The sequence below is a fragment of the Actinocorallia lasiicapitis genome (assembly GCF_054778695.1).
Window position 1 is genome coordinate 1 of the sequence record NZ_BAAGZI010000155.1, and the last position, 12,525, is coordinate 12,525.

General features: G+C 72.1%; 9 protein-coding genes. 5 read left to right on the forward strand and 4 right to left on the reverse strand.

The genetic code is table 11. From position 1 onward, the window contains the following. Nucleotides 1-1,388 (forward strand): prenyltransferase/squalene oxidase repeat-containing protein (locus ACYVE7_RS18180; protein WP_460365960.1); only part of this gene is annotated, 1,388 nt, incomplete at its 5' end. A gap of 4 nt (nucleotides 1,389-1,392) precedes the next feature. Here the strand turns inward: ACYVE7_RS18180 and ACYVE7_RS18185 are convergent. The 4 genes from ACYVE7_RS18185 to ACYVE7_RS18200 form a co-directional block, all read right to left on the reverse strand. Next, on the reverse strand, nucleotides 1,393-2,778 hold the full coding sequence (locus ACYVE7_RS18185; protein WP_460365962.1) for an FAD-dependent oxidoreductase: 1,386 nt from the start codon (nucleotides 2,776-2,778) through the stop codon (nucleotides 1,393-1,395). Nucleotides 2,779-2,794: 16 nt separating this feature from the next. Next, nucleotides 2,795-3,814 carry a terpene synthase family protein gene (locus ACYVE7_RS18190; protein ID WP_460365964.1) on the reverse strand — a complete coding sequence of 340 codons (1,020 nt, stop codon included), beginning with the start codon at nucleotides 3,812-3,814 and terminating at the stop codon, nucleotides 2,795-2,797. Between the two features lie 32 nt (nucleotides 3,815-3,846). Then, nucleotides 3,847-5,607, reverse strand: coding sequence for an N-acyl-D-amino-acid deacylase family protein (locus tag ACYVE7_RS18195; protein ID WP_460365966.1), 1,761 nt, complete (start codon nucleotides 5,605-5,607; stop codon nucleotides 3,847-3,849). A gap of 113 nt (nucleotides 5,608-5,720) precedes the next feature. Further along, nucleotides 5,721-8,171, reverse strand: a complete 2,451-nt coding sequence (locus tag ACYVE7_RS18200; RefSeq protein ID WP_460365968.1) for a penicillin acylase family protein — start codon at nucleotides 8,169-8,171, stop codon at nucleotides 5,721-5,723. Between the two features lie 180 nt (nucleotides 8,172-8,351). Between ACYVE7_RS18200 and ACYVE7_RS18205 the strand changes: the two genes are divergently transcribed. The 4 genes from ACYVE7_RS18205 to ACYVE7_RS18220 all read left to right on the forward strand — a co-directional run. Further along, nucleotides 8,352-9,395: an alpha/beta hydrolase gene (locus tag ACYVE7_RS18205; protein WP_460365970.1), complete on the forward strand. Its 1,044-nt coding sequence runs from the start codon at nucleotides 8,352-8,354 to the stop codon at nucleotides 9,393-9,395. A gap of 2 nt (nucleotides 9,396-9,397) precedes the next feature. Next, a complete protein-coding gene (locus ACYVE7_RS18210) occupies nucleotides 9,398-10,834 on the forward strand; it encodes a hypothetical protein (protein ID WP_460365972.1) in 1,437 nt (478 codons plus the stop codon). A gap of 128 nt (nucleotides 10,835-10,962) precedes the next feature. Then, nucleotides 10,963-11,724, forward strand: coding sequence for an FHA domain-containing protein (locus ACYVE7_RS18215; RefSeq protein ID WP_460365974.1), 762 nt, complete (start codon nucleotides 10,963-10,965; stop codon nucleotides 11,722-11,724). Beyond that, on the forward strand, nucleotides 11,721-12,525 hold an 805-nt coding region (locus ACYVE7_RS18220; RefSeq protein WP_460365976.1), incomplete at its 3' end, for a protein kinase domain-containing protein. The genes ACYVE7_RS18215 and ACYVE7_RS18220, both read left to right, overlap by 4 nt.

The window sequence follows — 12,525 nt, forward strand, 5'->3', positions numbered from 1 at the left end:
ACTCGCCGGGCGCGACGGTCAGGTCGGCCGACGCGATGCGCGGCTTCCTCGCCGGAGCCACCGGGCTGACCCCGCTGGAGCAGGTCGTGGCCCGGCTGGCGCGCAGCGAGGCGCCGGCCGGCAGGTGGCGGGCCGAGGAGCTGCTGCGCGGCTTCGACCACCACACCGCCGCCCCCAAGAAGGACCTGGTCGACGTGGTCTTCTGGCTGCTGGGGGCCGAACTGACCCTCCCGGTCTCGCTGACCGAGCCCGCCGATCTCACCGGGCTGCACACCTGGAAGCGGATCGAGCGGACCTCCCAGAAGGTGATCGCCTGCCATGCGCTGGACCGGCCGCACCTGATCACCCGGCAGGACGTCGCCAGCCTCCTGGAGGTGCTGCGGACGCCGATCTGGGAGGGCAACATCCTGTCCAGCCTCATCGTGCTGTTCGCGCTCCACGCCCAAGGGCCGGAGCACGAAGGCGCGGTCCGCGCGGGACTGCGGGCGGTGCTGGCGACCAGGGGCCCGGACGAGGGCGTCCCGTTCATCCTCGACTGGAGCGTCGGCGCGACCTCGCTGGCCGCGATGGGCCTGGCCGGGCACCCCGGCCGGTCGCCGGTCGCGGCGCGGCTCGCCGCACGGATCGCGGAGCTCCAGCAGCCGGACGGCGGCTGGACCTACTCCCCGCACGCCCGCCAGACCGACGCCGAGGACTCCTCCTACTGCCTGCAGGCGCTGTACGCGATCGACCCCGTCCGCCACGCCGAAGCGGTGGCACGCGGCCGTCGCTACTACCTCGACCTGCAGAACGACGACGGCGGCTTCCCGACCTATCTGCGCGGCAACGCCTCCGAGGTGTGCATGACGGCCGAAGCGGCGGTCTCGCTGGCCGTCACCGGGGCCGCCCCCGGCGCGGTCCGGCGCGCGGTCCGCTTCATCGCCGACCGGCAGCGTCCCGACGGCACGTTCGAGCTCTCCTGGAGCAGGAGCCACGCCAGCGCGATCTTCCGTTCCGTCCGGGCGCTCCGGACGGCGCGGAGCCTGGGCCTCACCGACGTCGAACCCGCGGCGCGGCGTGCCACGGGCCGCGCGGTGCGCCATCTGCTGGACGTCCAGAACGGCGACGGCGGCTGGGGGCACGACGCCGAGGCGGTGAGCGACGAGGTCAGCACCGCCTTCGCACTGATCACGCTCAGTGTCGCCGGTCCCGCCGCGCCCGCCGCCTCCCTCACGCGCGGCCTGGGGTTCCTGGCCGCCCGGCAGCGGGCCGACGGCGGTTTCACCTGCGTCACCGACGAGGTCGGCCCCCGCCCCATCCCCTACGACGTGCCGCACAGCAGCGCCGGCTTCATCCTCAAGGGCCTGAACTTCGTCGCGTCCTCCGGCCGCACCCCGCACTTCGGCTGACCGGTCAGCCGATTCCGGGCTGCGCCGGACGGTGGCGGCGCAGGCAGCGGTAGAGGTTGCGGGGCGTGGCGAGGATCGTCGGCGACGCCGTCATCTGGAAGACCCGCAGGAAGGTCCGGTAGAGGGCCGGGTCGTCGGGCAGCCGGACGAAGATCCGCGTCATGTAGCGGCCCGCCACCCGGCCGAACAGCGGGCTGGGCACGCTGGGGTCGCGGTAGAGGGAGTCCTGGCTGACCGCCATGAGCCAGGGCGGAAGGGCCAGGCGGGCGAGGCGGCGCTGGAACGGCCGGGCGAAGCCGTCGAGGTCGCCGGTGCGGCGTTCCAGGGCGTCGGCGAGCGCGACGGCGTCGAGCGCGCCCATGGTCATGCCCTGCCCGTAGACGGGGTTGAAGGCGCAGACGGCGTCACCGACCGCGACGATCCGCTCCGGCCAGCGGCGCATCCGGTGGTAGTTGAAACGCCGGTTGGTGGTCATGCCGTAGCGCCGCAGCCCGGAGACCGGTTCGGCGGACGCGGCCAGCTCGGTGAAGATCGGGTTGGTGAGCCCGCGGGTCCAGGCGACGAAGCCGGGGTAGTCGGTCGGCGGCGGGTCGTTGACCGTCCCGATGAGGATCATCATCATCCGTCCGCGCTCGACGGCGAGGGCGGCGGCCCCCCGGGTGCCGCCGACCTCGTAGGTGAACTGGCAGCTCTCGGTGAGCCGCTCGCCCGAGGAGTAGACGCAGGAGACGTACTCCATCCCCGGGTCGGAGACGACGGGTTCCGGCACGGCGTAGCCGCACCGGTCCAGCCACTGCGGGAGCTTGGAGGTCCGGCCCGAGGCGTCGACGACCAGGTCGGCGTCGATCAGCACCCGTGCCGTCCGGTCGTCCTTCACCTGGCCTTCGACCCCCGTCACCCGCCGGGCCGCGGCGTCGTACCGCAGCCCGGTCACCGTGACGCCGGCCCGGAACTCGACCTGCGGCAGCTCCGCCACCCGCCGGCGGACCCGCCACTCCAGGAAGTTCCGGCTGAAGGTCTGCAACTGGAGTCCGAGGGTGAGGCGCGGCGGGGTGCGGCCCTTCACCCGCAGATCCATCTGCTCGCCGAGGTCGAAGGTCGGCGCGCCGTCGCGCCGCAGCTCCTCGCGGAGGCCGGGCAGCAGTTTCTCCAGTTCCATGCCGCCGCGGATGAACAGCCCGTGCGGGTGGCGCGCCTGCGGCACCCCCGGCCGCGGCTCCTCTCCCTGGGGGAGCCGGTCGCGTTCCACGACGACGACGGAGGCGAACGACCGGGAGAGGGCCGCGGCGGCGGCCAGCCCGGAGATCCCCGCGCCGATCACCACGGCGCGCTCCCAGCGGCGGGGCGTCACGGTCTCGGTCGCGGGGCCGTCCGACTGCTGTAGCTTCATGGTTCTCCTTGGCCGTTCAGCCGGCGACGCCGATGAGGTCTTCCAGGAAGCCGGAGCCGTCCTCCGGCAGGGCAGGGAGCGCGGGCGCGTAACGGGGGCTCTCGTTGCCCCAGTCGTAGTTGCCGCGGAACCAGTCGGCCATGCCGTCGGCGAAGCGCAGCAGATCACGGGTGCCGGAGGCGTTGAGGCCCTCCGCCGCCGCCAGCGCCGGCAGTTCGTCGCGGAGCCGCAGGAAGTCCCGGACCCGCCGGTTGACCATCTCGACGCCCCGCCCGATCGCCTCCTCGCGGGTGCAGCCGTGCTCGTGTTCGAGGGCGAGGACGAGGTTGTGCGGGTCCTGACGGGACTGCTCGCGTTCGACCGAGTGCAGGTCGTTGGCGAGCGACGTGGCGTCGACGCAGGCGTCCCGCAACTCCTGGACCAGCGGATGGGCCTCGATCCGCGCAGGGATCTCGTAGTGCCCGACCCGCTCGATCAGGTCGATGGACGGGCGCATCCCGACGGCGTCGCGCCGGAAGGCGATGTACCGCTCGACGTCCATGATCAGCCCGGCTCTGCGGTGGGCCTCCTCGGCCTGGCAGGCCCGGAAGTGGGCCGCCCAGTTCCGGCTGTTCCTGGCCCGCCACGCGGGGGACGTGCCGACGCTGATGCGGCCCCACAGCTCGCTCCAGCCGACCGTCAGCGGGTTGACCAGGCGGGGCGGGGCGAACAGCGGGCGGTCGAAGACGGCGATGAGCTCGTCCACGACGGCCGGCGCGCGGCCGGAGGGGCCGGGGTCGGGGTGGTAGAACTGGTCGTCGAACAGGAACAGCATCCCGATGGTGTCGGTGACCAGGTCGAGTTCGGCGCCCACGGCGTCGGGGTAGCTGCGGCCCATCGAGCCGGTGATGTCCCAGGACATGTACTCGGCGGCGGCCGCGTCACTGCGGAGCAGGCCCTTGTCGGTCAGCCACCGCAGGTGGTGACGGCGGCAGCGTTCGAGGTCGGGGCTGACACGGGGCGCGACGGGGATGTCGAGCATGATCGTCTGTGGCATGGTCGTCCTTCCGGTTCGGGCGGCGGCCCGGTTCAGGCGTCGGCGCGGCCGTGCCGCAGGAGCCGGCCGGAGGTGGTGCCGGTGACGGCGCCGTCGTGGACGGTGACCGCGCCGTTGACGAGCGTGTAGCGGTAGCCGTCGGCGCGGCGGACGCGCCGCCACTCCCCGCCCGGCAGATCGTGGACGACCTCCTCGGGCAGCAGCTCGAGCCGTTCCAGGTCGTAGACGACCAGGTCGGCGGGCGCTCCGACGGCGATGGTCCCGCGGTCCTTGACCCCGGCGACGAACGCGGGCAGCGCCGACAGCTTCCAGTGCATGTCCTCGAGCGTCACCCAGCCGCGGTCGCGGACATAGGTGGCCAGATGCTCGGTCGGATAGCAGCCCGAGGTGATCATCTTCATATGGGCGCCGCCGTCGGAGACGCCCGGCAGCACGAACGGGTGGGTGACGAGCTCGCGCTGCAGGTCCTCGTCGATCTGGGTGAGCGGGACCTGCCAGACGGTCGCCAGGTTCTCGGCCAGCGAGATGTCGAGGAGCGCGTCGACCGGGTCGAGGCCGGCCTCGGCGGCGATCTCCGGCAGCGGACGTCCGACGTTCTTCTCCTGGTCGGGCAGGGAGGTCCGGCGGAGCACCACATGGTCCAGCGGGAACAGCATCGGCTTGTCCGCGCGCAGCGCCCGCCGCACTTCGGGATCGGACAGCCGGACGATCCGCTCCTCGATCGTGCCGACGAGCGAAGTGCGCCACGCGGGATGGGCGTCCCACATGTTCCAGATGTCCAGCGAGAAGATCATGCTGGGGTCGGTCGTGAAGCCCTGCGCGTAGAGCGGCAGGCCCTCCTCGCGGCAGCGGTCGAACCACGCGAGCTGGTCCCGGATCGCGTCGGGGTTGGCGCCGTCGGCCATGAGGGCGTTCCAGAGGATCGGCCGTCCGCCCGTCCTGGCCAGGTCCTGGAGATGGCGCCGGTCGGCCAGCGGGTCCGCGGTGATCAGGGCCATCTGGATGAATCCGGCGTCACGGCGGGCCATCGCCTCGACGAGGGCGGCGGCGGTCTCGTCGCTCATCGTGTCGGACGGGAAGGCGCGGGTCTTGTGGTCGCGCTGGGCGCTGAACGGCGTCTCGGGCGGGAGCCGCTGCGCCGACCAGCCGCAGGCGCCGGCCGCGAGGGCCTCGTCGAGGAGACGCGCCATGGCGGCGTTCTCCGCCGGTGTGGCATGCCTACCGTAGGCCGCGTCCTCGCCCATGACGTAGACGAGCAGCGGCGAGGCCGGCACGTACGGCAGGACGTTCACCCCTTTGGGGATGGTGTCGAGGACGTCGAGGAAACCGGGGAACCCCTCCCAGGTCCACGGCAGCGCGAGCTGCATGGCCTCCATCGGGATCTGCTCGTTCCGGCTGAGCGCCTGCATCGCCCACGCCCGCATCTCCGGGCGGACCGGCGCGAACCCGAACCCGCAGTTCCCGATGACGACGGTCGTCACCCCGTGCAGACCGGAGATCGTGCAGTACGGGTCCCAGAAGAGCTGGGCGTCGTAGTGGGTGTGCAGGTCGATGAAGCCGGGGGCCACGATGTGCCCGGTCGCGTCCAGCCGCCGTCCCGCCTCGGCGTCGCCGAGCCGGCCGATCGCCGCGATCCGGCCGTCCCTGATCCCCACATCGGCCTGGTACCGCGGATTGCGCAGCCCGTCGACCACGATCCCGCCGCTGACAATGGTGTCGAACCGCTCCATGAACCGCTCCCGTTCCCGGCGCGGCCCGCACCACCGGTCCGGGTCCCGGGGCCGCACCGCCACCTGATGCGTCCCTCCAGTACGCCACCCCGCGCACCCCCGCCCAAGGCCCCCACCCCATCCGAAATGTCTCGCTTATCCGAAACGTCACGCTTTTGGGGTGGGGGGTCGGGCCGTCAGTCCAGGACTTTGATCTCCAGGGCGGGGGAGGCGGCGATCTGGGATTCGGTGAAGCGTTCGGTGACCCAGCGGCCGGCGGAGAAGAGCCGGGTCTGATCGGCGTAATGGGGTGAAGTGGGGTCCGCCGACTGGGAGTAGGTCAGGACGGAAAGGGCCTCGGGCGGGCCGTCGGCGGTGAAGCGCACCTGCTGGATGAAGCTGGAGCCGAAGGTGATGTCGGGCCTGCCGTCGAGCTGCCTCAGGTTGATCACGTTGAGCACGCCCAGTTCGCCGGGCGCGCCGTGGATCGGGATGCGCTCGGTGCCGCGGACGGACCTCTGGACGTCCGACAGCGGAGCGTCCAGCGGTATCCCGGCGTTGCGCAGGGCGAGAACCGCGCGGCCTAGGGCGTCGCGGACGGCGGAGCTGCCGGAGTCCAGGGAACGCGGCGTGTGCACCGGGTCGGCGGGGTCGAAGCGCACCTTCCACGGCAGTTTCTCGACACCCTGCCCGCCGAGCAGGAAGGACCAGTAGTTCGCGAACAGCCACGAGCCCCGGCTGTCGAGGGAGTAGTCGTGGTCCTTCCAGGCGGCCAGGATCGGGCACGCCGCACTCACGTCGACCAGCTTGGCGTCGACCAGGATGTGGCCGAACGGCTGGCGCCGGCACATCGTCACGGTCGTGTCGAGAGCCAGGTCGGCGGCCCGGCTGTTGTCGGCGAACAGCAGTTTCGCCAGGGTCTGCGGGGTGAAGCCCTTGCCCGGCAGGCCGTCCGTTCCGTTGATCCGGTTCTGCGCGGTCAGGATGAGCTCCTGGGTGCGCAGCGACCTGGGCGTCTTGGTGTCGCCCATCACGCGCGGGAAGGTCAGCGGCTGCGCCGGATTGGCCAGCCAGGCGCTGTCGTTGGCGTTGCCGGCGAAGTCGGACCGGATCAGCCGGGGCTGCTTGCGCGGGTCCAGCAGGCCGGGGGCGACCGCGTTCGGGTCGTCCGGCCAGTCGCATGCGCTGCGCTTGCCGTCGAGGATGGAGATCGGCGGCACGTTCGGCAGCCGCACCAGCCGGTCGAACAGCAGCCTGCCTGTCAGGGTGAGGCACGCTTCGGCGTGCGCGTCGGTGACGTTCGGGACGGCCTGGATGTCGGCGTAGAGTGCCTTGCCCTTCCGGTCGGCGGCGACGGTGTTGAAGAACGGGACGCCCTGCGTGGTCTCCAGCGTGTTCACGACGTCGTTGACGTCCTTGGCCTGGTCGAGCCGGAGCCAGGTGTTCAGCGCCCGCAGGTTGCCCAGGTTCACGTCGCGCACCGCGTGCGCGCTGACCACCCACGGCAGCGGGACGCCCTGCATCGACGTGGTGATCGGGCCGTAGCGGGTCGACCACAGGGTCCTGGTGACCTTGCCGAGGGAGCCGTCGGCGTTCAGCACGTCGACCGCGACCTGCTGCGACTTCATGTTCTGCCAGACGCCGTCGACCAGGTAGCGGGTCGGGTGCAGCGGGTCGACCTGCACGTCGAACAGCCCGAACGGGGCGACGGTGGCGACCGTGTGGCTCCAGGCGACGTCGTCGTTGTGCCCGATGTTCACGGCGGGCAGCCCGAGCAGCCCCGCTCCGGAGACGTTGACCTTGCCGGGGATCGTCAGATGGCTCTGCCACATGCGGTTCTTGCCCTGCCACGGGAAGTGCGGGTTGGCCAGCATCATGCTGGTGCCGCCGGACACGCCCTGCGCGCCGACCGCCAGCGCGTTGCTGCCCATGCTCTGCTGACGGCTCACCGCCATCGCGTCGCGGATCTTCTTCGCGGTCGTCGTCGCGTCCGGGCTCTTCGCGGCGGAGGCGGGCGTCCCGAGGAGGGGCTGGGCGTTCACCTGACCGTCCAGGAGCGGGTCGGCACTGCCCATGATGATCTCGGCGTGCGCGTGCCGGTAGACGTCCAGTTCCGTGATCGGCCGCACCCAGGCCGCGCCCCGGCAGGCCGGGTCGGTGATGCCGGCGGCGCCGCCCGTCTCGGCCAGGTACCGGTTGTAGCCCTGCACGAACCCGCGGATGGTGTTCTTGACGTCGGGCTCCGGGCCGTGGGGGGCGGGCAGGTCGAGCTGCCGTTCCACCACACGGTCGTCATTGATCCGCTGGAAGTACAGGTCGCTGTTCAGGTTGGTGGTGCTGTTCTGGCTCTGCCCGGGGCTCGCCTTCCCGGTCGGCCCCAGATAGCGGGACCGCTGGGCGTTGACCATCAGATAGGTGTCGGCCAGCGTGCAGATGTTGTCCTTGGCCGCCGCGTACCCGTAGCCCGTGCCCAGACCCTCCCAGTCCCGGGCGATGATGTGCGGGATGCCGTACTCGGTGTAGCGGATCGTCGGCTTGCCCGGCCCCGCCTCGGCGGTCGCCGACCCGATCGCCGCCGACGCGCCCAGCACCGCCACCGTGGCGGCGGCCGCCCACGGCAGCCTTCCGCCACGTCTCCTCAGCGCCATCGAGCCGTCCTTCCCTCGTGGTACAGGTCTGCGTCCGGAACACGGCCACGCACGACGACGGCCGAGACATCGCGATGCTGCACCATGACGCGGGGTCCAGGGAAGTGCCGGAACGCCGCGAATGTCACTCCGGAGCGTTCCGGATGTTCGGGACGGCCCTGAGCGCCTACGTTGTCGACGGTGTCCGCGCCGCGCCAGGACACCCTTGTCGGCTCCCCGGCCCAGGAGGTCATGTTGAGCGCACAGCACCCCACCCGCAGGAACATTCTGAAAACCGCCGGCGGCCTGTCCGCCGCGCTGGCCATGGGCGCCGGGGGAGTCCTGGCCGCCGCCACGCCCGCCGCGGCCGTCGGGGACGGGTTCGGCCTGCGGATCGTGGACCGCAACGAGGGCGACCCCCGGATGCGGTACTACCGGTTCCAGACCGCCGAGATCGGCTGGAACCCGGCCGTCAACGTGCTCCTCCCGGACGACTACCACTGGAGCGGCCGCACCTACCCGGTCCTCTACCTCTTCCACGGCGGCGGCCCCGGCCAGGACTTCATCACCTTCGACCGCGAGGGCATCCGCGCCTGGACCGCGGGCAAGCGCATCATCGTGGTCATGCCCGACGGCGGCCAGGCGGGCTGGTACTCCAACCCCGTCAGCTCGAACGTCGGCCCGCGCAACTGGGAGACCTTCCACATCGCCCAGCTGCTGCCCTGGGTCGAGGCCAACTTCCGCACCTACGCCGAGTACAACGGCCGGGCGGTGGCCGGGTTCTCGATGGGCGGCTTCGGCGCGCTGAAATACGCCGCCAAGTACTACGGCCACTTCGCGTCGGTCAGCGCCCACTCGGGCCCCGCCAGCCTGCGCCGTGACGCGGGACTGGTCACCCACTGGGCCAACGCCACCTCCGGCGCCCTCGACCTGGGCGGCGGGACGGTCTACGGCGTGCCCTTCTGGAACGAGGCCAGGGTGAGCGCCGACAACCCGGTGCAGCGCATCGAGAGCTACCGCAACAAGCGGGTGTTCCTCGTCTCGGGCACCAGCCCCGACCCGGTCAACTGGTTCGACTACGTCCACGAGACCCAGGTGCTGGCCGGTCAGCGCGAATTCCGCTCCCTCCTGGCCGGCGCGGGCATCCCGCACGAAGGGCACGAACTGCCCGGCGGCCACTTCCTGCGCCACGACATGATGCGCCGCGACCTCGACGGCATCATCGGCCGTCTCCGCAAGGCCTGACCATGCGGACCCTCACCGGCATTCTCGCGACGACGCTCCTGCTCGTGGCGGGCGCCGTCGTCGGCGCCTCACCGGCCCACGCCGCCGCGAGCGACCTGTGCGCCCAGACCGGCCACACCGCGGGCTTCCGCGGCGACGGCCTGGTGACCGCCGTCGCCGTCGCGCTCACGGAGTCCGGCTGCAACCCCGCGGCGACCAACGTCCAGAACAACACGCCGCCGTCGAGGGACCGCGGCCTGTGGCAGATCAACGACTACTGGCACCCCGAGGTCAGCGACGCCTGCGCCTACAACGCCCAGTGCAACGCCAACGCCGCCTTCACGATCTCCTCCGGCGGCAGGAACTGGCAGCCGTGGTCCACCTACAACTCCGGCGCGCACCGGCAGCACCTGAACGAGGCGCGCGCCGCGGTGGCCCGGCTCGGCAATCCCGGGACGGGCCCGGGACCGCTGGCCTACCCGGCCGAGTCGGGACGTGTGGTGTCGGCGCGCGGCGCGGACGGCCGTCTCGAACTGTTCGCGGCCGGGGCAAGCGGCGTGCATCACGCGTGGCAGACGAGCGTGAACGGCGGCTGGTCCGCGTGGGAGAACCTCGGCGGCCCCGGCGGCGCGGAGCTGGCGATCGGCGCGAACGCGGACGGCCGGCTGGAACTGTTCGCGATCAACGGCAGCGTCTTCGAGCACCGCTACCAGCTCGCCCCGTCGAGCGGCTGGTCGGGCTGGGAGAACTTCGGCACCGGCGGCAAGGACATCGCCGTCGGCGCGAACGGCGACGGCCGGCTGGAAGTGTTCGCGTCCGGTCCCGTCGGGATCTTCCACCGCTACCAGACGGCCCCCAACAGCGGCTGGGCCGCCTGGGCGTCGGCGGGCGGCGGTCCGGCCAACAGCCGGCTGGAGATGGAGAAATCCCCTGACGGCCGGCTCGAGGTCTTCGCCCTCAACGGAGACGTCTTCCAGCACCAGTACCAGACGGCCGTGAGTGGCGGCTGGTCGGCCTGGGAGAACTTCGGGACCGGCGGCCACGACCTGACGGTGGACCACAACAAGGACGGACGCCTCGAAGTCTTCGCCTCCGGCCCCATCGGGGTCTTCCACCGCTACCAGACGAGCCCGACGAGCTGGTCGGGCTGGGAGGAGACGGGCGGCCCGGCCAACTCCCAGCTCACCAGTGAACGCTCACCCGACGGCCGGGTCGAGGTGTTCGCGATCAACGGGACCGTGGCCCAGCATCTCTGGCAGACCGGGGTGAACGCCCCGTACGGCCAGTGGGACTCCTTCGGCACCGGCGGCACGGAGATCACCGCCGCGACCAACGCCGACGGCCGGATCGAGGTCTTCGGCGCCAGCAGCGCCGGCGTGTACCACAAGTGGCAGACGGGCTTCACGTCCTGGTCCACCTGGGTCTGGGTCAACACCACCGCGGGCCCCCCGCTCACGTGACACGCCCGTTCCGGGCCGCCGGTCGAAGCCCCCGGCGGCCCGGAACTGGGCCCACCGTTTCACCCCTCCGAGGGCTAGTATCGTGCCGGTCGTCCGATGTTTCAGGACATGTGGAACCGGGGTGAGCGGTGAGCGGCGTGGTCGTCCATCTGCCGAACGGGAACGGCGCCGACGGCGGTGGCCCGGTGACGTTGCGGCTGGGCTCCGGCGAGGTCGCCCGGTTCGGGCGCGGCTCTCCCACGACCCCCGTCGAACTCCGGCTGGCCGACGACGCGGTGTCCCGGCTCGCGGGCGAGATCCGGGTGACCGACGACCACTGGCAGCTGACGAACCACAGCACCAGCCACAGCTATCTGGTGGAGAACCCGGAGGGCGCGGGCGAGTACCTGCGGGTGCAGCCGCGCAGGGTCGGCGCCCCCATCCCCTTCGAGTTCTCGCGCGTGGTGCTGCCCACCCGCAGCCCGGCGCCCGCCACCTTCCAGGTGTTCGCGCCCGACCACGTCTACCTGGACCCCGACGCCATGGGCGTGCCGTGGGGGAGCCGCACCATCATGGCGTACTCCCTCGACGAGACCGCCACCTACTTCCTCGTCCTGGTCGCCCTGTGCGAGCCGCGGCTGCGCGACCAGTCATGGGTCGCGGTCCCCACCACGCCCCAGATCGCGGAGCGGCTCCACCGGCACACCGCCGGGATCCTGACGGCGCGGGCGATCAGCTCCCACATCGACTACCTCGCCGAGCAGAAGCTGCGCATCGGCCCCCCGGACGCGCACGATCCCGGCAAGGGCGACCGCCGCAACGGCAAGCGGGAGGAGGTCGTCGAGCTCGCGCTCCGCTTCGGGCTCGTGCGGGAGGAGCATCTCGCGCTGCTGCCGCCGCCGGCGCGATGAGGCCGCGGCCCGTCCCGGGCGGCGCCACCGGAGAGCCCCCTGACCTCCTGCCGAGCGGCTACCGCGCGGGGGAGTGGGTGATCAGCGAACTGATCGGGGTCGGCGGCTGGTCCACGGTCTACGCCGCCCGCCCGGCCGTCGCGCCGGACTCCGCCGAGGTCGCGCTCAAGGTCATGCCGGTCGCGGGTCTCGCGCCCCGCCAGGCGCGCCGGATCGTGGAGTCCGCGCACCGCGAGGTCGAACTCGGCCGCAGGACGGGGCATCCGCGTCTGATCGGCCTCCTCGAGTCGTTCGTGCTCAGCGCGCCGGACCGGCCGTCGCTGGACGGCGCGATCGTCCTGGTGATGGAACGGGCCGCGCGCAGCCTGCGCGAACTCCTCGACGCCGGGGCGGACGACACGGACCGCGGCCGGCTGATCGAGGGCATCTGCGAAGGACTCGCCCATCTCCACCGCTCGGGCTGGGTGCACGCCGACCTCAAACCCGAGAACGTCCTGCTCTGCCGGGACGGCTCGGTGAAGCTCTCCGACTTCGGTCTCGCCACCGAGCTGACCGGCACCCACGGCTACGCGCCGCCCCTCGGCACCCTCGACTACCTGCCGCCGGAACGCTGGAGGGCGTCGCTGGGCGCGCGGGGCGTGCAGATCAGGCCGAGCGCCGACATCTGGGCTCTGGGCATCGTCATCCACGAGGTGTTCGCGTCCGGCACCTCGCCCTTCGCCGGCGCCACGCCCATGGCCCGCGGCGCCGCCGTCCAGGCGTACGGCGAGGGCCGCGCCCCGCTGCGCATCGACCACGCCG